The organism is Microbacterium xylanilyticum, assembly GCF_054654695.1.
The window spans coordinates 1,223,524-1,242,752 of the sequence record NZ_BAAIEN010000002.1; the positions used below are offsets into that span (position 1 = coordinate 1,223,524).

At 70.0% G+C, this 19,229-nt stretch carries 15 protein-coding genes, 1 tRNA gene and 1 pseudogene; 8 read left to right on the top strand and 9 right to left on the bottom strand.

Annotation, left to right across the window (positions count from 1 at the left end):
- Nucleotides 1-214: 214 nt before the first annotated feature.
- From ACYQ1L_RS06310 to ACYQ1L_RS06340, 7 genes are all read right to left on the bottom strand, one after another.
- Nucleotides 215-796 (bottom strand): hypothetical protein, encoded by a 582-nt coding sequence (locus ACYQ1L_RS06310; protein ID WP_460003386.1) that lies wholly within the window; start codon nt 794-796, stop codon nt 215-217.
- A gap of 84 nt (nt 797-880) precedes the next feature.
- Nucleotides 881-953: transfer RNA gene (locus tag ACYQ1L_RS06315), tRNA-Arg, on the bottom strand.
- A gap of 109 nt (nt 954-1,062) precedes the next feature.
- The gene (locus ACYQ1L_RS06320) at nt 1,063-1,974 is read right to left on the bottom strand and encodes a carbohydrate ABC transporter permease (RefSeq protein WP_460003387.1); all 912 of its coding nucleotides are present in this window, start codon (nt 1,972-1,974) and stop codon (nt 1,063-1,065) included.
- Nucleotides 1,971-2,945 (bottom strand): carbohydrate ABC transporter permease, encoded by a 975-nt coding sequence (locus ACYQ1L_RS06325; RefSeq protein WP_460003388.1) that lies wholly within the window; start codon nt 2,943-2,945, stop codon nt 1,971-1,973. The genes ACYQ1L_RS06320 and ACYQ1L_RS06325 overlap by 4 nt, the downstream gene beginning before the upstream one ends.
- Before the next feature lie 50 nt (nt 2,946-2,995).
- Complete coding sequence (ngcE, locus tag ACYQ1L_RS06330; protein WP_460003389.1) at nt 2,996-4,414, bottom strand: N-acetylglucosamine/diacetylchitobiose ABC transporter substrate-binding protein; 1,419 nt, start codon at nt 4,412-4,414, stop codon at nt 2,996-2,998.
- A 59-nt stretch (nt 4,415-4,473) separates the two neighbouring features.
- A complete protein-coding gene (locus tag ACYQ1L_RS06335; RefSeq protein WP_460003390.1) occupies nt 4,474-5,226 on the bottom strand; it encodes a sugar isomerase domain-containing protein in 753 nt (250 codons plus the stop codon).
- Nucleotides 5,223-6,155, bottom strand: a complete 933-nt coding sequence (locus ACYQ1L_RS06340) for a MurR/RpiR family transcriptional regulator (protein ID WP_460003391.1) — start codon at nt 6,153-6,155, stop codon at nt 5,223-5,225. Before ACYQ1L_RS06340 ends, ACYQ1L_RS06335 begins: the two co-directional genes overlap by 4 nt.
- A gap of 119 nt (nt 6,156-6,274) precedes the next feature.
- On the opposite strand from ACYQ1L_RS06340, the gene ACYQ1L_RS06345 reads away from it, so the two are divergent.
- The 3 genes from ACYQ1L_RS06345 (at nt 6,275) to ACYQ1L_RS06355 (ending at nt 9,898) form a co-directional block, all read left to right on the top strand.
- Nucleotides 6,275-7,249, top strand: a complete 975-nt coding sequence (locus tag ACYQ1L_RS06345) for an N-acetylglucosamine kinase (protein ID WP_460003392.1) — start codon at nt 6,275-6,277, stop codon at nt 7,247-7,249.
- A gap of 65 nt (nt 7,250-7,314) precedes the next feature.
- On the top strand, nt 7,315-8,982 hold the full coding sequence (argS, locus tag ACYQ1L_RS06350; RefSeq protein WP_460003393.1) for an arginine--tRNA ligase: 1,668 nt from the start codon (nt 7,315-7,317) through the stop codon (nt 8,980-8,982).
- Between the two features lies 1 nt (nt 8,983).
- A complete protein-coding gene (locus tag ACYQ1L_RS06355; RefSeq protein WP_460003394.1) occupies nt 8,984-9,898 on the top strand; it encodes an LmeA family phospholipid-binding protein in 915 nt (304 codons plus the stop codon).
- A gap of 27 nt (nt 9,899-9,925) precedes the next feature.
- Here ACYQ1L_RS06355 and ACYQ1L_RS06360 read toward each other — a convergent pair whose 3' ends face one another.
- A complete protein-coding gene (locus tag ACYQ1L_RS06360; RefSeq protein WP_460003395.1) occupies nt 9,926-11,062 on the bottom strand; it encodes a YihY/virulence factor BrkB family protein in 1,137 nt (378 codons plus the stop codon).
- Nucleotides 11,063-11,340: 278 nt separating this feature from the next.
- On the opposite strand from ACYQ1L_RS06360, the gene ACYQ1L_RS06365 reads away from it, so the two are divergent.
- Nucleotides 11,341-12,780: an HNH endonuclease signature motif containing protein gene (locus tag ACYQ1L_RS06365; RefSeq protein ID WP_460003396.1), complete on the top strand. Its 1,440-nt coding sequence runs from the start codon at nt 11,341-11,343 to the stop codon at nt 12,778-12,780.
- Nucleotides 12,781-12,821: 41 nt separating this feature from the next.
- Here the strand turns inward: ACYQ1L_RS06365 and ACYQ1L_RS06370 are convergent.
- Nucleotides 12,822-13,213, bottom strand: a pseudogene (locus ACYQ1L_RS06370) (VOC family protein).
- Nucleotides 13,214-13,350: 137 nt separating this feature from the next.
- Here ACYQ1L_RS06370 and lysA point away from each other — a divergent pair.
- From lysA to rho, 4 genes are all read left to right on the top strand, one after another.
- The gene (lysA, locus tag ACYQ1L_RS06375) at nt 13,351-14,811 is read left to right on the top strand and encodes a diaminopimelate decarboxylase (RefSeq protein WP_460003397.1); all 1,461 of its coding nucleotides are present in this window, start codon (nt 13,351-13,353) and stop codon (nt 14,809-14,811) included.
- Nucleotides 14,808-16,127 (top strand): homoserine dehydrogenase, encoded by a 1,320-nt coding sequence (locus ACYQ1L_RS06380; RefSeq protein ID WP_460003398.1) that lies wholly within the window; start codon nt 14,808-14,810, stop codon nt 16,125-16,127. Before lysA ends, ACYQ1L_RS06380 begins: the two co-directional genes overlap by 4 nt.
- A gap of 22 nt (nt 16,128-16,149) precedes the next feature.
- Nucleotides 16,150-17,085 carry a homoserine kinase gene (gene thrB / locus ACYQ1L_RS06385; RefSeq protein ID WP_460005768.1) on the top strand — a complete coding sequence of 312 codons (936 nt, stop codon included), beginning with the start codon at nt 16,150-16,152 and terminating at the stop codon, nt 17,083-17,085.
- Nucleotides 17,086-17,281: 196 nt separating this feature from the next.
- Nucleotides 17,282-19,207 (top strand): transcription termination factor Rho, encoded by a 1,926-nt coding sequence (rho, locus tag ACYQ1L_RS06390; RefSeq protein WP_460003399.1) that lies wholly within the window; start codon nt 17,282-17,284, stop codon nt 19,205-19,207.
- Nucleotides 19,208-19,229 lie beyond the last annotated feature (22 nt).

A 19,229-nucleotide genomic window follows, 5' to 3' on the forward strand; every position in this document is an offset into this window, starting at 1 on the left:
CTCCTTGCTCGGAGCGTCCTGGTGAGACGCGGATACGCCGCAGGCTGATGGCCTGTGAGCCTGTTGGGAACGGCTTTCGACCGCCGAGTCCACGCAGGCGCTGACACTCTAGACCCGAACCGGGGCATCGCAACAGGGGAGCGGTGGATCAGAGGTCGCGAGGGCTGCTCCTGCTGATCCTGATAGCGCCGCTGGTGATCCCCCCGCTCCGGATTCAGGCGATCGTGCCGCGCAGCGCGGAGATCTCCTGGAAGAAGGTGAACATCAACCAGATCGACCAGCCGACACTGATCGTGAACGACGCGGCCGCTGCTGCGATCGCCAGCCACATCGGGCCCCAGCCTGCCGCGGCCTGGCGGTGCACGACGACAGCCCGTCCGATCGGGTAGACGAGGATCCCGAACGGGTGGACGAATCCGAAGAAGCTCCACGCCCAGTGGAACCGCCGCGGGTAACCGAGGCGACCGAGCGTTTCGTGGTCCCGGTTCGCCGCGACCACGAAGAGGGCGCCCAGAGCCAAGCTCAGCACCGACAACGCGACGGAGGTGAGCATCATCGGCATCACGGTCGACATCAGGCCGCGCATCGCCGATGACGCATAGGGATCCGCACGCTGGGCGGCGATGATCGTGGATAGCTGCCGGAAGTAGTCCCGCATCATCAGGGTCACCACCGGGAGTTGCACGGCCGTAAGCACCAGATACGCGACGGGCACCAGTGCGTTGACCCAGCCCCAGCGAGTGTGGGCGGGCGTTCCCGGAGGGAGCGTCGGACCCGGAGCGTATGAGACCGTCATGAACCCAGTGTGGCGATACCGGGGCGTCCGAGGGTGAGGAATACGAAGAAGGGCCGCCCCGCGGGCGGCCCTTCTTCGTATGCGTGCCCCCGACAGGAATCGAACCTGCGACCTACGGTACCGGAAACCGGCGCTCTATCCGCTGAGCTACGGAGGCGTACCGAACGAGCCTAGCATCGGTTCCGGGCTCGGAACGACGGCCCCCGGGGGGAACGAGGAAGCGCTCCCCGGAACGGCCGGGGAGCGCTTCTCGGGGGTGGCGGGCGCTACTTCGAGGTGCCCTGCGACACCGAGCCCTGCAGCTGACGCTGGAACAGGATGTAGACGATCAGCACCGGCACGATCGTGATGATCACCGCGGCGAACATCGCACCGAAGTCGACCTGGTAGCCGGCCGACGACGCGAAGGACGCCATGCCCTGTGACAGCACGTAGTTGTCCTGGTTCGTGTTCAGCGAGATCGGCAGCAGGAACTGGTTCCACAGGCCCAGGAAGTTCATGATGGCCACCGCTGCCAGGCCGGGCTTCGCCATCGGCAGCATCACCTGGAAGAACGTGCGCCACTCGCTCGCTCCGTCGACGTAGGCCGCTTCCTGGATCTCGTAGGGAAGCGACTTGAAGAACGAGAACAGGAAGAACACCGTGAACGGCAGTGCGAACGCGACGTACGTGATGATCAGGCCCGGCAGCGTGTTCAGCAGCTGCATCCCCTGCAGGATGAAGAACAGGGGCACGATCGCGAGGAACGGCGGGAACGTGAGGCCCGCGAGCATCAGGTAGTAGATCACCCGGCTGCCCGGGACCGAGAACCGAGCGAGCACGTAGGCGCACATGGCTCCCAGGAGCATCACCAGGATGAGGGCCGTGCCGACGACGATGACCGTGTTCAGGAACATCGGGCCGAAGTTGTTCTTCACCCACGCGTTCACGTAGTTGTCGAAGTTCCAGTTGGCCGGCAGCCCGAACGGGGACTTGAAGATCTCCTTCGTCGTCTTGAAGGAGCCGAGCAGGGTCCACAGCATCGGCAGGATGACCACCAGCGACCACAGGGCGAGGACGACGTGCGAGATGCCGCCGACGACCTTGTCCGAGTTCGTGGACTTCGTGGACTTCGTGGCGCGGATCTGCTTGGCGGCCTTCGGGTCGACCGTCACCGCGGCGCGCGTGTCGAGACTCATGCGCGTCCTCCTTCGTCCTTGCCGCCGATGAGGCGGAACACGCCGATGACGAGACCGGCGAAGATCAGCGTGATCGCGGCGAGCACGACGCCCATGGCCGTGGCGAGGCCGAACTGGCCCTTCTCGAACGCGGTGCGGAACAGGTACTGGCTCATCACCAGGGTGCTGTTGTTCGGGCCGCCGGATGCGTTCAGGCCCGCCATGTAGACGAAGGCATCCAGCGCCATGATCCCCAGATAGATGTATGCGGTCTGCACGTTGTCACGGATCTGCGGCAGCAGGATCGAGATGACGGTGCGGAACCGTCCGGCGCCGTCGATGCGGGCAGCCTCGAGCGTCTCCGCGGGGATGCCCTTGATCGCCGCGATGAACAGCACCATGTAGAAGCCGACCATGCTCCACACGATCACGAAGATCGTCGCGCCCATGGCCGTGCGCTGGTCGCCGAGCCAGTCCACCATGTCGGTCATGCCGACGGCCCGGAGCATGCCGTTCAGAAGGCCGTTCGACGGCTGGTAGATCATGCTCCACAGGATCGCGATGACGATCGCGGGGATCACATACGGGAAGAACGACACCACGCGGTAGAAGCTCGACCCCGTCAGGCCCCTGACCTGCCCGTGGCTGGGCCCTCCGACCGTGATCATGCTCGCGAAGATGAGAGCGATGACGATCGTGATGAGAGGGACGACGATCGCAAGCAGGACGTTGTTCGCCATCGCGTGCAGGAACGTCGGATCCTGGAAGAGCTTCACGAAGTTGTCCACCCCGACGAAGCTCATGTTCGGCGAGAAGCCGGTCCAGTTCGTCATCGAGTAGTAGACGGCCTGGAGGAACGGCGAGATCACGAACACGAGGAACAGCGCCACTGGCAGCACGAGGAACACCAGGAGGAACGACACGTAGTCGAGCGTCAATCGGCGCTGCCCCAGACGGGGGGCCTTGCGGCCCCCCGTGCGAGCAGCAGTCACGGCGACGGTGTCCAGTCCACCGCCGTATCCTCCCGGACCGCTGGCGGACATTACTTGATCTCGATCTTCTTGATGGAGCTGTCGTTGCGGATCTTGTCAGTCAGATCCTGCAGCGCCTTGGTGAGATCGGCGACCGTCATCTTGCCGTCGAGGAACGAGTTCCAGATCGGCAGCTGGTCGGAGTTCATGCCGTACAGACCGAACGACTTGATCGTGAAGACGTTGTCGCCCGCCTTGTCCAGCAGCTCCTTCTGCGACACCAGAGCCGTCGAGCCGAAGCCGTCGTCGGGGACGATGCCCTTGACGATGGTCGGGGCCAGCTTGTTCTTCGCGAACGCGGTCGCCGACTCCTTCGACAGCATCGTGCGCAGCAGCTCCTTGCCGCCGGCGGGGTTCTTCGCCTTCGACGGGACGATGAACGGCTCGCCGGCCTCGGCGCGCAGGGTTCCCTTGGGGGTCTTCTGGTTGCCGTCGAGCGGGAGCTCGCCGATGCCCTTCATCGTGAAGCCGTCCGCCGTCTGCTTCTTCATCTCGTTCTCGATCCACGAGCCCGAGGGGTAGAGCAGGGCGGCCTGGTCGAGGCTCCACTGCGACTGCGCCTGCGTGAACTGCGTGCCGGCGCCGCCCGGCTTCATGTAGCCGGCCTGGATCAGCTCGTAGAAGATGTTCAGGATGTCCTGGATGATCGGGTGCGACCAGCAGTTCTCCTTCAGGTTCTCGAGCGGGAGGCGCACGTCGTCGCCGCCCTGGATGACCGCGGAGTCGACGACGAGCGTCTGGTAGTAGGTCGCCGCCTCCTTGCCCCAGACGAACAGATACTTGCCCTTGGCCTTGGCGGCCTCGCCGAGCGCCTTGAGGTCCTGCCAGCTGGTCGGCACGCTGAAGCCGTTGTCCTTGAACAGCTTGTCCGAGTACCAGATGCCGTAGACGGTCATGACGTAGTTCAGCGCCACGAACTTGCCGTCGAAGGTGCCGGGGCCCTTGACGCCGCCGTAGAGCGTGTCGCTGATCTTGGTGCCCTCGAGGTTGTTCGAGTCGAGCACGTCGTCGAGGGTCTCGAGCTGGTCGAGGATCGTGTTCCAGCCGATCTGGTTGGCGCCCGAGTTGTCGATGAGGTCCGGCGGGTTGCCGCCGACGAAGCGCGGCTGCAGTTCCTGGGCGATCTTGGTCGAGGCCGAGACCTTGACGGTCACGCCGCCGAGCTTCTTGTTGCCCTCCATGACCTTCGCCGCGTTCTCGACGTAGTCCACGCCGTAGCCGCCGTTGAAGATCACCGCGTCGACCTTCGAGTTCGCCGCGATGCCGAAGGGGTTGTCGGCCGACTTCGTGCCGCCGCCGGTGTTGCCGCCGCCTCCGCCGCCGGGCGCCGCGCAGGACGCCAGGCTGACGCCGAGGGGCACCATGACGGCAGCGAGCGCCGCGCCGCGCAGCAGTGAGCGCCGGCTGATGGAAGCATCTCTGGTTTCCATGTGATTCTTGCCTTCCTGGTGGGTGGTGAGGGAGAGGAGAGGATGAGTCTGTGGGGCGCTCAGACGCCGCGGCGGAGTCGGTCGAGATAGCGCGCCTCGAGCGCGGAGTTGTGCTCGTCGCCGCCGGGGATGTTGGCGGAGATGTACATCGGCGGCACCTCGCCGGCCTCGGCGAGGGTGCGGGCGACGCCCAGGGTGAGCAACTGCGCGATGAACGCGGCGGTGATCGACGAGATGGCGCCGGCCGAGATCGTGTCGGTGACCTGCAGGGTGGAGTCGCCGTAGGGGGCGAGGTTGTCGATGACGACGTCGGCGATCTCGCTGAGCCGCTTGCCGCTCGGGTGCTTGGGCTCGACGCGGACCGTGTGCTCGAGGCTGGTGACGGCGATGACCTTGTGCCCGTGCTCCTTGGCCCACAGGGCGACGCCCACGATCGAGCCGTTCACGCCCGAGTTCGACGCGATCACGAACACGTCGTTCTCGGTCACGGGGGACACGGCCATGAGCTCGTCGACGACCCAGGGCTCGCGCTCGAGCGAGCCGGTCAGCACCTCGGCGGTGCGCTCGCCGTGCAGCACGATGTCGCGCAGCGCGATGCGGTTCGTGGGGATGAGGCCGCCCGCGCGCCCCGCGATCTCCATCGCGAACGCCTCGGAATGCCCGGTGCCGAAAGCCTGGATGACGCCGCCGGCGCGCAGTGACGCGACCAGCAGATCGATCGCGGCATCGAGCGCGCCGTTCTCGGCGTCGTCGGCGAGGCGCTCCAGGCGCGTCTCGGCTTCGCGGAGCAGATCCTTGGGGGAGGCGCTCATCGGGTGGACTCCTTCTGACGGGTCGTGCCGCGGCCGTCCGGAGCGGACGGCGTGCGGCGGTGGCTGGAAACGGCCATGGCGCTGGCCGCGAGACGGGTGGCGGCCTGACCGAGCGTGCGCTGGGCGACGAGCACGTAGAGCAGGTCGATGACGAGAAGCTGCGCGTGCTTGATGGACAGGTCGTCCGGTCGCTGCGCCTGGTTCTCGGAGGCCGTGATCAGCGCTACGTCGGCGGTCGAGGCCAGCCAGGAGTCCGCGTCGGTCGTGATCGCGACCGTGAGGGCGCCGGCCGCGCGTGCGTGCGACAGCATCTCGATGGTCTCCTCGGTGCGGCCGGTGTTCGAGATCGCGACGGCCACGGAGGAGGCGTCCTGCAGGACGGCGCTCGTGAGGCCGTCGTGCACATCGGACCAGGAGTGCGCGTTGACGCCGATCCGGTAGAGGCGGCCGCGGAACTCGTCGGCGATGACTCCGCTGCCGCCGACGCCGTAGATTTCGACGTGCCGCGCCTCGGCGATCGCGCGGGCGACGAGCTGGACGTCGTCGAGGTCGAGCAGGCTCGTGGTGGTCTCCATGCTCCGCGTGTGCAGGCCCAGCAGGGTCAGCAGCACCCGATCGGCGGGGTCGTCCTGGCCGATGTCCTCGGCGATGTCGGTGCGCCAGGTCGTCCCTGCGTCGCCGCGACCCGATTCGGCGGCGACGCCGACCCGGAACTGGGTGTAGCCCTCGAAGCCGATCGCGCGGCAGAAGCGGGTGACGGTCGCGGCGGAGGTGCCCGCCTGATCGGCCAGCTCGGTGATGGTCAGCTCGACGGGCGCGGTCGGGTGCGCCGTGATCACGTCGGCGATCTTGGCCATGGCCTTGGGCATCGCGGGGCGCCGCAGCGAAATCCGCTGCGTGATCGACAACTCGTTGCCGACGTCCTGCATGAGTGGCACCATAGCCTCCGGTGAAAACGGGTCCCGGTTTGGGTGAAAAACATTCTCATCGTGTCTCGCCGGAAAAATCAAGTAGGACAGATAACAAATTGGGGTGCAACATGCTCGTGATGGGTGTCGACGCCGGCGGGACGTCCACCAGGGCGGTGCTCGCCACGACCGCAGGCGAGTGCGCCGGGTTCGGTCGCGGCGGTCGTGGAAATCCCACATCATCGGGCATTCCCACCGCCCTCGCCGGCGTGCGCGGCGCGATCTCCGCAGCGTTGGAGGACAGCGGGGCGACCCTTGCGGACGTCGCGGGGATCGTCATCGCGATGGCCGGTCACGATGCGCGCGGAGGTCGGTCGGACTGGATCCTGGATCCTCTGCGCGAGGAGGGTTTCGGGGGAACCCTGACGTTCGAGTCCGATCTGCTCGCCATGTATTCGAGTGGCGCCGTCGCTCCCGTGGGCTACGGCGTGGTGTGCGGCACCGGGGCGAGCGCGGTGCGCGTGGAGGGCGGTCGCATCGTGGCCACGGCCGATGGCCTGGGGTGGCTGCTCGGCGATCGCGGCAGCGGATTCTGGATCGGCCGCAGCGCGGCGGCGGCGGCGGTCGCCGAGCTCGACGGGCTCGGGCCGGAGACCGCGCTGACGCCGCTGGTGCTGCGGGCCGCCGGTGTCACGGTGGAGCGGTCCGACCGCAGCGCGGAAGGACGTCCCGCCGCTCTCGAGCAGCTCGTGCGCGCGCTCTACGCGCAGGCCCCGGTGCAGCTCGCGGCGTTCGCGCCGCTCGTGTTCGATGCGGCCGAGGGCGAGGATCCGGTCGCGGTGCGGATCCTGGACGCGGCGGGGGAGCAGCTGGTGCGCACGCTCGAACTGGTCGGCGCCGAGCCGGGGCCGGTCGTCGCCGGGGGCAGCATCGTCTCCCGCAACGGCGCGCCGCAGCGGCTGCTGCGCGAGCACCTCGCCGCGGCGTTCGGGGATCAGCCGTTCGTGCTCGTGGACAGCGGAGCGGCCGGGGCGACGATGCTGGCTCTCCGGCACGAGGGCATCGACGTGGACGAGTCCGTGCTCGCGCGGCTGCGCGCCGGGATCCCGGTCTGAGGCGGCGCGCGATACCGCGCGATGCGGCGGTCCGCGCGGAGCGCACGCCGTAGAATCGGAACCCTATGAATCCCGAAGCCCTCGCCGCAGCGATCCTGTCCGTCCTCGCCCCGATCGCGGACGAGCGACGACCGGGTGAGCCGCTGGCGCTCGACGCCGCCGACATCGTGCTCGAGCGTCCGCGCAACCGCGACCACGGCGACTGGGCGACCAACATCGCCATGCGCCTCGCCAAGCAGCTCGGCACGAACCCGCGCGAGCTCGCGCAGCAGATCGCCGACGGCCTGGGGGCCGTGGACGGCATCGCCTCAGCCGAGGTCGCCGGCCCCGGGTTCCTCAACGTGCGTCTCGAGGCCGGCGCCGCGGGCGCGCTCGCCAAGGTGATCGTCGACGCGGGCGAGGCCTACGGGCGCAACGAGTCGCAGTCCGGGCGTTCGATCAACGTCGAGTTCGTCTCTGCGAACCCGACCGGTCCGCTGCACATCGGGCACACCCGCTGGGCCGCGCTCGGCGACGCCATCGCGCGCCTCCTCGACGCGAGCGGCGCGACAGTCGCCCGCGAGTTCTACATCAACGACGCGGGTGCGCAGATGGAGCGCTTCGCCGGCTCGATCGTCGCGTCGGCGAAGGGCGAGCCCACCCCCGAGGGAGGCTACGCGGGCAGTTACATCGCCGACATCGCACAGCGCGTGCTCGCGGAGCGGCCCGACTTCCTGAGCCTCGACGAGGCCGAGCAGCTGCTCGTCGCCCGTGAGCTCGGCTACCAGTACCAGCTCGCGGAGCAGAAGGAATCGCTCGCGAAGTTCAACGTCGTCTTCGACGTGTGGTTCTCGGAGCGGATCCTGCACGCGAAGGGTGCGGACGGCGGGCCGAGCCTCGTCGACCAGGCGGTGGACCGGCTGCGCGCGCAGGGGCACGTCTTCGACCAGGACGACGCGGTGTGGGTGCGCACGACCGATTTCGGTGACGACAAGGATCGCGTCATCCGCCGCTCCAACGGCGAGTACACGTACTTCGCCGCGGACGCCGCCTATTACCTGAACAAGGGCGACCGCGGCTTCGAGCACAAGATCTACCTCCTCGGCGCGGATCACCACGGTTACGTGCACCGCCTCAAGGCGCTGGCCGGCGCTGCCGGCGACGATCCTGAGAAGGACGTCGAGGTGCTCATCGGCCAGCTCGTATCCGTGGGCGGAGCCCGGCTCAGCAAGCGCGCGGGCAACATCATCGAGATGGACGACCTGCGCGAGTGGCTCGGCACCGATGCGCTGCGGTACTCGCTCGAGCGCTCGCCCGCGGACTCGCCGCTGTCGCTGGACCCCGAGCTGCTGCAGAAGCGCACCAACGACAACCCCGTGTTCTATGTGCAGTACGCGCACGCCCGCACGCACAATGTGGCGCGCAACGCCGCGGACTCCGGCGTGGACCGCTCGGCCTTCGCGCCCGAGCTGCTCACGCACGAGACGGAGTCCGCGCTGCTCGGCGCGCTCCAGGAGTTCCCCCGGATCGTGGCGTTCGCCGCTGAAGTGCGCGAGCCGCATCGCGTGGCGCGCTACCTGGAGGAGCTCGCCGGCCTCTATCACCGCTGGTACGACAACTGCCGGGTGATCCCGCAGGGCGACGACCCCGTGGAGGACGTGCACCGCACCCGCCTGTGGCTCAACGACGCCACCGGCCAGGTGCTCCGCAACGGCCTTTCGCTGCTGGGGGTCTCGGCGCCGGAGCGGATGTGACATGAGCGGCACGGAGGGCACGCACCCGACCGAGCCGTATCCGCGCGATCTCGGTTCGGAGCACCCGACCGTACCGCTTCCTCGGGAGGCGGGAGTGTCATCCGCGATTCCGGCTCGCCCGCCGCTGCCCACTGCCCCCATCGCGGTGCCGCCACCGCGCCGTCGCCGTCGCTGGCCGTGGGCCGTGGGGACTGCGGTGCTCGTGCTCGCGGCCCTCGTGGTCGGCGGCGAGTTCGTCGCCCGCGCCGTCGTGGCGCAGCAGATCCGCGCGCAGGTCATCAGAGCGCTGAAGCTGCCGGCGGACCAGCAGCTGGACGTCGCCGTCGACGGCATCGTGCTGCCTCAACTCGTGGCGGGGAAGCTGGACGACGTGCATCTGTCCACGAAGAGCGTCGCGATCGGGCCCATCACGAGCGCGGTCCAGGTCGAGGCCACCGGTGTGCCTATCCGTGGCGGGGCCCTCGGCAGCGCCACCGGCACGTTCCGGATCACGGCGGATCAGCTGCAGGCCGCGGTCAAGGCCGCCGCGGGGGAGCCGTCGCCGATCGACGCGGTGACGATCGCGGGCGCGGACGTGAAGGCGACCGGATCCGTGGAGCTGTTCGGGGCGAATGTGCCGCTCGCCCTCTCGCTCACCCCGGGCGCGGAAGGCGGCGAGCTCACGTTCACGCCGACGTCGGCCTCGATCGGCGCGCTCACCCTCGATCCGGACACGGTCGCGTCCTCCCCGTTCGGTCCGGCGCTGAAGCCGCTGTTCGCCACCCAGAAGGTGTGCATCGCGGACCGGCTGCCGGCGGGGGTTCACCTCGGCGGGCTGCGGGTGAAGGAGGGCGTGCTGGTCGCCACGTTCACGGCGGACAGCGCGATCACGACGGATCCGGCCCTGCTCGAGAACGGCACCTGCCCCGCGTCCTGACCGCCCTTCGCCGCGGCGGCGCACCGCTCAATCGCGGCGGTGCAGCAGCCGCTTGTACCAGGGCAGGTGCGGCCGTTCCTGCTCCTCCTCCTCCTGCGGTGCGAGCAGGGCGTCGCGCTCGGCCAGGATCTCCGGGCTCTCCTCGCCGAGCTGAGCCCGCGCCGCGTCGCGCTCCGCGGTGGTCGCCGCCAGCAGACGCTCGGCACGGTCGAGCCGCCGCTCGGCGAACGACCGCGGTCGGCCGGACGCGCGGTCCTCATCGTCCTCGACCCCGGTGATGATCCAGGCGCTCGCGAGCAGCACCACCTGCGCCGACAGGTTGAGCCACAGCATCAGGGCGACGAGGGCGGCGAACGACGCCAGGAGCGGGTTCGCCGAAGCCCCCCGGACGAACAAGGCGGACAGCTGCTGCAGTGCGAGCAGGCCGGCGCCTCCGAGTGCGGCGCCGGCCCAGAGATTCCTCGCATCGGCGCGCACACCGGAGAGCACCGCGAACAGCGCCGCCACGAGCGCCATGTCGAGGGCGAACACGACCGCCACGGACACGATCCGCTCCGTCCACGCGGCGGCGAGGGAGTGCTCTGCGCCGAAGAGCGCGGCGATCGAGCCCACGCCGAGCGAGCCGAGCACCGTGGCGGCGGCCGACAGCACGAACCCGATGCCGATCCCCGCGGCGAGTCCGAGGTTGCGCAGGATCACCCAATACCACTGCACGTCATCGGCGAGTCGGCCCGCGAGCGCGCGCAGGGCGATGCGCAGAGATCCGATCGCACCGAGTGCCGCGCCGATGAGGCCGACGAGGGAGAACGCGCCGGCGAGGGAGAGCCCCGTGGGCGCCGTGATCGTCGCGATGCTGATCAGGCCGTCGTGGCCGATGAGGCCCGGCACGGCGGCGTCGACGGCGTGGATGAGCGCGGTGAGGGCGGGTCGGTTGCCCGCCAGCCACAGGCCCGCGACGGAGAAGCCCAGCAGCACCGCCGCGAAGACGCTGAACAGCGCGCGGTAGGTGATGCCGTCGGCGAGCGCCGGCCCGTGCTTCTCGGAGTACAGCAGCCAGGTGCGTGCAAGTCGCCAGCGCAGCACGCGCGCCACGACGGCTTCGATCCTGCGCTGGAGCTGCGACTTCTCGGCAGGCGGGTGCTCGGCATCGGTACGGGTGGCCATGGTCCGAGCGTAGCGAGAGGCGCGAGCCTGGTCCGGGGGCTTGACGCGCGGCTGGAACTTCCGGGTTCCCATGCGGGCCGAGGACCGGCACACCCGTCCCTCAGAGGGTCGTGCGTCCGGTCTCTGAGCTTGTCGACGGGCCCGGTGGGCACGCGGGATCCGCGCCGTCGTCGACGCGCTTTCGCGCACGAGGTTTCGTGACCTGTTCGTGATCTTTCGCTATCTGATCTGGTCCTTTTCCGGCCCGGAATGTCGGTGCCCCCGAGTTGAATGAGGGTATGACGAACACAGTCGACATGGTGGAGGAGCCCGGGGTTGACCCAGTGGATCCGGTCGCCGTGCTGGCCATGGTCACGTCCGGGCTCGCGGCGACGGAAGCGTCGATCATCCGGCTGCAGGCAGTGCGGGACGCGCACCTTGCTGTCGCCCAACGGCTTGCTGAGGACCTCGCCGCGGCCGGCGGCACTTCTGCGGTGCGGGGTGAAGCGGTGGATCTGGCCGCGCGCAGTGTCGCTGCCGAGCTGGCGGCGGTGCTGCACATGTCGGATCGCGTCGTACAGGGGCGCATGGCGCGCGCCGCGGAACTGATGACCCGGTACCCGATCACGATGCAGGCGTTCAGCGACGCGCGGATCAACACCGCCCACGTCCGTCTCATCCAAGACACGGGCGCCCGCCTCGACGACGAGGTGCGGGCCGAGTTCGAACAAGCCGCGGTCGCGGCGTGCGAGGGTGAGACGCCGCATCGGGCGAAGCGGATCGTGGAACGCATCGCCGAACGGTTGGCCCCGCGCAGCCTCACTGAGCGGCACCGCTCGGCGCAGGAGAAGCGGACCGTGTGGCGGGAGGAACTCCCCGACGGGCAGAAGGCCTTGGGGCTCATCCACTCCGCGGCGGTGATCGACGGGATCTACGACCGACTCACCCAACAAGCCCACTTGCTGAAGACCGCGAACACGAAAGCGGCGAAAGACGCTGCCGCGGGAACCACCCCGGACTCGAGCGGTGTCGTCGACACCGAAGGGATCGGCGACCCCGCCGATGACCGCACCCTCGACCAGCTGCGCGCCGACCTGTGCGCGGACACACTCCTCACCGGCGCCGCGTCGGGGCACGACACCACGGCCGGGCTGCTCGCGGCGATCCAGGCGCGGGTCGAGGTCGCCGTCCCCGCATTCACCGCCATGCGTCCCGATACGGCGCCCCGGTGCGCCTCTCACCCAGGTGCCGACCCGGCGTTCGGAACCCGCAGCGAACAGCCCGCCGAACTCGCCGGCGGGCAACCCATCGACACCGAGACCGCCCGGCTCCTCGCCGGCGGGGCCGCGGCGTGGGAACGGGTGCTCACCCACCCGGTCACCGGGGCGATTCTCGCCGTCGACCGCTACCGGCCCAACGCCGACCTGCGGCGGCTCCTGCACGCAAGGGACTCCCGGTGCCGGTTCGTGACCTGCGGGCTCCCACCCGTCACTCAAGACCTCGACCACACGATCGACGCCGCCTACGGCGGTCAGACCGAGGAAGGGAACTTGGGCGGGCTCTGCCGACGCCACCACGTCCTGAAACACCAGACCGCGTGGACGGTGAAACAGCTCGGCGCGGGAGTCCTGGAATGGACCAGCCCGACCGGGGCGAGCTACATCGACCAGCCACCCCCACCGGTGACCTTCACCATCCCCGAACCGGATCCACGACCCGACCAGCCGCCGCCGTTCTGACGTATTCGCGGATCCCCAGCACGGCAGGGCGTCGACGCGCTTCAGACCTCCGTCGCGACGACCTCGGCCTTGAACCCTTCGCCGTTCTCCAGCCATCCCGCGTAGTGGTCGGGGCCGCCCGCGTGCGGGTACCGGTCGCCGTACAGCACGCTCCAGCCATGCTCCGGAGCCTCCGCCATCAGCCGGTCGACGTCGCTGCGCGAACCACCGGGAAGGCGAGGTGGTTGAGCCCGGGGAGCCGCCGATCGTGACGCGAGCCCCGCAGACCGGGCGGCACGCAGATCGTCAGATAGGCGCCTTCGGCTCTCCACGAGCTGCCGTCGGTCCAGGCGTCCGCAGGTGCGAATCCGAGCCTTTCGAGAAGCCAGGACCATTCGGTTCTCGCGCGATCCAGATCGATGACCCACAGCTCGACATGATGGAATCCGCGCACGCCTCATCCAATCAGGTAGACGCGTCGCACGTCGTCACAGCCGTCGGGCCGGGGCGGCGCGGTGCCTTAGAATTCTCAGAACCCGGCCCGCTCTGGGCCGCCCTCGAACCCGAGTCCCACACGACGATTGGTGCCCTGTGCTCTCCGCATCGCCCGACGACGCGCTCGCCCCGGACTGGCTGGAGGTACCCGCCGATCCGAACGGATTGCCCTCGACGGTGTGGCCGGCATCCGCACGCCGCGACGTCGACGGTGAGCTCGAGCTCGGCGGAGTGGGCGTGGCAGAGCTGCGGGCCCGTTTCGGCACGCCGCTCTACGTGCTCGACGAGGCCGAGGTGCGCGCGCACGCGGCACGGATCCGCAGTGCCTTCGACGACGCCGCGGCCGCGCACGGGACCAAGGCGCGCGTCTACTACGCGGGCAAGGCGTTCCTCAGCACGGAGGTGGCGCGCTGGGTGACCCAGGAGGGCCTGCGCGTCGACGTCTGCAGCGGCGGCGAGCTCGAGATCGCGCTGGCGGCCGGCGTCAAACCGTCGCGGATCGGATTCCACGGCAACAACAAGAGCGTCGTCGAACTCGAGCGCGCGGTCGAGGTCGGCGTCGGCACGATCATCCTCGACTCCGCGATCGAGATCGAGCGCCTCGGCGCGATCGCCGAGCGCCGCGGCACCGAGAGCCGAGGATTCCGGCAGCGCGTGCTGCTCCGGGTGAACAGCGGCGTGCACGCCGAGACCCACGACTTCCTCGCCACCGCGCACGAGGACCAGAAGTTCGGCACGCCGCTCGAGGCAGCACCCGCGCTCGTCGAGCGGATCCGCGAGATCCCCAGCCTGAAGCTGCGCGGCCTGCACTGCCACATCGGCTCGCAGATCTTCGGATCCCGCGGTTTCGCCGAGTCGGCCTCCCGCATGATCGAGCTGCACGCGGCGCTGCGCGAGGGCGGCGAGCTGCCGATGCTCAACCTCGGCGGCGGCTTCGGCATCGCCTACACCGCGGCCGACGATCCGACGCCCATCGAGGAGCTCGCGAACGCGATCGTCGACGCCGTCGCACGCGAGTGCGAGGTGCGCGGCATCCCGATCCCCACCCTCGCCTTCGAGCCCGGCCGCGCGGTCGTGGGCCAGGCGGGCGTGACCCTGTACGAGGTCGGCACCACCAAGGAGGTGTCGCTCGGCGACCGCGGCGAGCGGCTCTACGTGAGCGTGGACGGCGGCATGAGCGACAACGCCCGCCCCGCCCTGTACGGATCCCAGTACTCCGCGCGCATCGCGTCGCGCGAGGGAACCGGTGCACCCGTGCTCGTCCGTGTCGTGGGCTCGCACTGCGAATCGGGGGACATCGTCGTCGATCACGAGTACCTCCCCTCCGACGTCACCCCGGGCGACCTGCTCGCGGTGCCGGCGACCGGCGCGTACTGCTACGCGCTGTCCAGCAACTACAACACCACCCCGCGTCCCGCAGTCGTCGCCGTGCGCGACGGCCAGGCACGGGTGATCGTCCGCGGGGAGACCCTCGCCGACCTCCTCTCCCGGGACGCGGGCATCGCCGCGCCGGGGGCGGAGCGCACCGGTGCCCGCACCGGAGAAGGAGAAGCATGACGGAACTCGACGGCCACCGCCGCACCCTCCGGGTAGCCCTGCTCGGGGCTGGATCCGTGGGATCGCAGGTCGCGCGCCTGCTCCTCGAGCACCAGGCCGACCTGGCCGAGCGCAGCGGCGCGACCCTCGAGCTCGCCGGGATCCTGGTCCGCGACGTGGATGCGCCGCGCGACACGGACCTGCCGCGCGAGCTGCTCACCACCGACGCCGAGGCGCTCGTCCTCGGAGCCGACATCGTGATCGAGCTCATGGGCGGGATCGAGCCCGCGCGCGGATACGTGCTGCAGGCGCTGGGCAGCGGTGCCGACGTGGTCACCGGCAACAAGGCGCTGCTCGCGACGCACGGGGCGGAGATCTTCGAGGCCGCCGACCAGGTGGGCGCCTCCGTGTCGTACGAGGCCGCCGTCGCCGCCGCCATCCCGATCATCCGTCCGCTGCGCGACTCGCTGGCCGGCGACCGGATCAAGCGGATCTTCGGCATCGTCAACGGCAGCACGAACTTCATCCTCGACTCCATGGACCGCCAGGGGCTCAGCGCCGAGGAGGCGCAGCGGATCGCGACCGACCTGGGGTACCTCGAGGCGGATCCGACCCTCGACCTCGAGGGCTTCGACGCGGCACAGAAGGCGGCGATCCTCGCCAGCCTCGCGTTCCACACGCAGGTCTCGATCGACGACGTGCACCGCGAGGGCATCTCCTCGGTGACCGCCGACATGATCGGCGACGCCCGTCGTGCGGGGTACGTGATCAAGCTGCTCGCGGTGTGCGAGCGGCTCCCCGAGCCCGAAGGCGACGCCGTCTCGGTGCGCGTGTACCCGGCGCTGATCGATCGCGACCACCCGCTGGCCAGCGTGCACGGCGGCAACAACGCCGTGTTCGTCGAGGCAGAGGCCGCCGGCCCGCTGATGTTCTACGGCGCCGGTGCGGGCGGAGTGCAGACCGCGTCGGCCGTGCTCGGCGACGTCGTCTCCGCCGCGCGCAGGCACATCGCCGGGGGTGTGGGCGTGGGCGAGTCGGCCCGGCAGAGCCTGCCGATCGCGCCGTTCGGGCACATCACCACGCGCTACCAGATCACCCTCGAGGTCGCCGACGTCACCGGCGTGCTCGCGACCGTCGCCGGCATCCTCAGCGACCACGGCGTCTCGATCGCCACCGCGCTGCAGACCGTGGAGCGCGGCGAGGACAGCACGACCGCCCGCCTGGTGATCGGCACGCACCGTGCCACCGAGCAGGCTCTCAGCGACACCGTCGCCCGTCTGGCCGACAGCGACGCCGTCTCCCGCGTGGTGTCGGTGCTGCGCGTCGAGGGGGAGTGACGTGACCGCCGCCGAAGGACCGATGCCCGGGCGCACCGTCGAGGTGCGCGTCCCCGCCACCAGCGCCAACCTCGGCCCCGGGTTCGACACCCTGGGCCTGGCGCTGAGCATGTACGACGAGCTCGAGGTCACGGCGCTCGAGCCCGGCGTCTACGAGTTCGACATCTCCGGATCCGGCGCCGAGGAGATCGCGCGCGACGCGTCGAACCTCGTGATCCGATCCATCGCGCACGTCTTCGCCGACGCCGGCGTCACGATGCCCGGGATCCGCCTCATCGCCCGAAACGGCGTGCCCCACGGCCGCGGGCTCGGGTCCTCCGGCGCCGCCGTGGCGGCGGGCGTTCTGGCCGCGCAGGGCCTGCTGAAGGGCGTCGTCGAGCTCGACGACGACGCGCTGCTCCGGCTCGCGACCGAGCTCGAAGGACACCCGGACAACGTCGCCCCCGCCCTGTTCGGCGGCCTGACGATCGCGTGGACCGCCGAGCGCGGCCCGCAGCACAAGAAGCTGCTGGTGCACCGCGGCGTCTCGCCGCTCGTGCTGGTACCCGGATACACCATGTCGACCAAGGCGGCCCGCAGCCTGCAGCCCGAGCACGTGCCGAGCGAGGACGCGGTGTTCAACGTGTCCCGCTCCGCCCTGCTCATCGCGGCGCTCACGCAGAGCCCCGACGTGCTGCTCGACGCCACCGACGACCGGCTGCACCAGGACTATCGCGCCCCCGCGATGCCGGAGACGAACCGCCTGGTGCGCGCGCTGCGGGCGGAGGGCTTCGCGGCCGTCGTCTCGGGCGCCGGACCGAGCGTGCTCGTGCTGTGCGACGGCCCGGGCAGCCGCCTGGAGGCCGTCCGGGTCGCCGAGGCGGCGACGGACACTCCGTGGATCCCGCAGATGGTCGCCGTCGATGTGCGAGGTGGTACAGTGAGGGAACGAGCGGAGGGTTCTTCGTCACAATCGTGATCCCGGCCCGCGACGCACTTCCTGCGTCAGCCGCACAGCATCCGAAACCGCACCGCGAGCCGGTCACCGGCTCGTCGTGAGCGTGTTCTCCGGGTGGCATGCAGGGGACAGCCTGTTCTCGGCATGATCGTGCGGCCGCGCCCCGGCATCTGCCGTGTGCGCGTCGAAACACCCACGACTTACAAGAGGAGTACTCGTGGAGACCATCTCCGAGACCCAGATCGAGAACTCGGCTCCTGCCGAGACCGCGTCCACCGAGGACGCGCCCAAGGCGCCGCGCAAGCGCGCGCCGCGCCGCGCAACCACCGCGAGCGCCGCAGCCCAGGCCGCCGAAGCGGGCGACACCGCCGTCGCAGCTCCGGCCGAGGCCGCACCTGCCGAGGCTCCGGCTGAGGAGGCGCCGAAGGCGCGCGCCCCGCGTCGCAGCCGCGCGAAGAAGGCTGAGGAGGCGCCGGCGGAGTCCGCAGACGCCGCGTCCGCCGCCGCTCCGGCCGAGGCCGCGTCCGCCGACGCCCCTGCCGAGGAGGCGCCGAAGGCGAAGGCCCCGCGTCGCAGCCGTGCGAAGAAGGCCGAGGAAGCGCCTGCGGAGTCCGCGGACGCTGCACCCGCCGAGGCGCCGGCGGAGCCCGCCGTCAAGGAGGCGTCCGCGGACGCCGCACCGTCCGAGCAGCCGGCCGAGGCTCCCGCGGAGGGCGGCGACGAGCCGACCGGCCGCAGCCGCAGCCGTTCCCGCAGCCGCAGCCGCAATCGCAACGGCGGACAGGACAACGGCGGCAACCAGAACAACGGCCAGAACGGCAACGGCAACCAGAACAGCCGCGGCGGTGCTCCCGCCGACGCCGACGAGGACGGCGGCAGCAGCCGCAGCCGGCAGCGCAACAAGCGCCGCGGCGGCGGCAACCAGAACGTGGACGAGTTCGAGACCGAGATCGGCGAGGACGACGTCCTCATCCCGATCGCCGGCATCCTCGACGTGCTCGACAACTACGCCTTCGTGCGCACCACGGGCTACCTCTCCGGCCCCAGCGACGTGTACGTCTCGCTCGGACAGGTGAAGAAGTACAACCTGCGCAAGGGCGACGCCGTCGTCGGCGCGATCAAGCAGCCCCGCGAGGGCGAGCAGCAGGGTCGCCAGAAGTACAACGCCCTGGTCAAGGTCGACTCGATCAACGGTCTGAGCCCGGAGGACGCGGCCTCCCGCGTCGAGTTCTCGTCGCTCACCCCGCTGTACCCGCAGGAGCGGCTGCGGCTGGAGACGTCCGCCTCGAAGCTCACGCAGCGGATCATCGACCTCGTCGCACCGATCGGCAAGGGCCAGCGCGGCCTCATCGTCGCCCCGCCGAAGGCGGGCAAGACGATCGTGCTGCAGCAGATCGCCAACGCGATCGCGCAGAACAACCCGGAGGTGCACCTCATGGTCGTGCTCGTCGACGAGCGCCCCGAAGAGGTCACCGACATGCAGCGCACCGTGAAGGGCGAGGTCATCGCCTCGACCTTCGACCGCCCCGCGGAGGATCACACCACGGTCGCCGAGCTCGCGATCGAGCGCGCCAAGCGCCTCGTCGAGCTGGGCCGCGATGTGGTCGTGCTGCTCGACTCGATCACCCGCCTCGGCCGCGCCTACAACATCTCGGCGCCCGCCTCCGGCCGGGTGCTCACGGGCGGCGTGGACGCTTCGGCGCTCTACCCGCCGAAGCGCTTCTTCGGCGCCGCGCGCAACATCGAGAACGGCGGATCGCTCACGATCCTCGCCACCGCGCTGGTGGAGACCGGATCCAAGATGGACGAGGTCATCTTCGAGGAGTTCAAGGGCACCGGCAACAGCGAGCTGCGCCTGTCCCGCGCGCTCGCCGACAAGCGGATCTTCCCGGCCGTGGACGTCAACGCGTCCTCCACGCGCCGTGAGGAGATGCTGCTGAGCCCCGACGAGGTCAAGATCACCTGGAAGCTGCGCCGCGCCCTCGCCGGGCTCGACCCGCAGCAGGCCCTCGAGGTCGTCCTCGGCAAGCTCAAGGAGACCGACTCCAACGTCGAGTTCCTGCTGCAGATGCAGAACGCACAGCTGGGCAAGCCCTCCTCGGGCACCGGCCACAGCCACGCGTCCGAGAACAGCATCCGCTGACCCGCCTCCGCGGATCAGCTGT

What these genes read in the sequence shown, in the direction of transcription:
- ACYQ1L_RS06380 (WP_460003398.1), top strand. Translation starts at nt 14,808, where the DNA reads ATGACGGAACTCGACGGCCACCGCCGCACCCTCCGGGTAGCCCTGCTC.
- ACYQ1L_RS06345 (WP_460003392.1), top strand. Translation starts at nt 6,275, where the DNA reads ATGGGTGTCGACGCCGGCGGGACGTCCACCAGGGCGGTGCTCGCCACG.
- thrB (WP_460005768.1), top strand. Translation starts at nt 16,150, where the DNA reads ATGCCCGGGCGCACCGTCGAGGTGCGCGTCCCCGCCACCAGCGCCAAC.
- ACYQ1L_RS06340 (WP_460003391.1), bottom strand. Translation starts at nt 6,155, where the DNA reads ATGCAGGACGTCGGCAACGAGTTGTCGATCACGCAGCGGATTTCGCTG.
- ACYQ1L_RS06320 (WP_460003387.1), bottom strand. Translation starts at nt 1,974, where the DNA reads ATGAGTCTCGACACGCGCGCCGCGGTGACGGTCGACCCGAAGGCCGCC.
- ACYQ1L_RS06360 (WP_460003395.1), bottom strand. Translation starts at nt 11,062, where the DNA reads ATGGCCACCCGTACCGATGCCGAGCACCCGCCTGCCGAGAAGTCGCAG.
- ACYQ1L_RS06355 (WP_460003394.1), top strand. Translation starts at nt 8,984, where the DNA reads ATGAGCGGCACGGAGGGCACGCACCCGACCGAGCCGTATCCGCGCGAT.
- ngcE (WP_460003389.1), bottom strand. Translation starts at nt 4,414, where the DNA reads ATGGAAACCAGAGATGCTTCCATCAGCCGGCGCTCACTGCTGCGCGGC.
- ACYQ1L_RS06335 (WP_460003390.1), bottom strand. Translation starts at nt 5,226, where the DNA reads ATGAGCGCCTCCCCCAAGGATCTGCTCCGCGAAGCCGAGACGCGCCTG.
- argS (WP_460003393.1), top strand. Translation starts at nt 7,315, where the DNA reads ATGAATCCCGAAGCCCTCGCCGCAGCGATCCTGTCCGTCCTCGCCCCG.
- ACYQ1L_RS06310 (WP_460003386.1), bottom strand. Translation starts at nt 796, where the DNA reads ATGACGGTCTCATACGCTCCGGGTCCGACGCTCCCTCCGGGAACGCCC.
- ACYQ1L_RS06365 (WP_460003396.1), top strand. Translation starts at nt 11,341, where the DNA reads ATGACGAACACAGTCGACATGGTGGAGGAGCCCGGGGTTGACCCAGTG.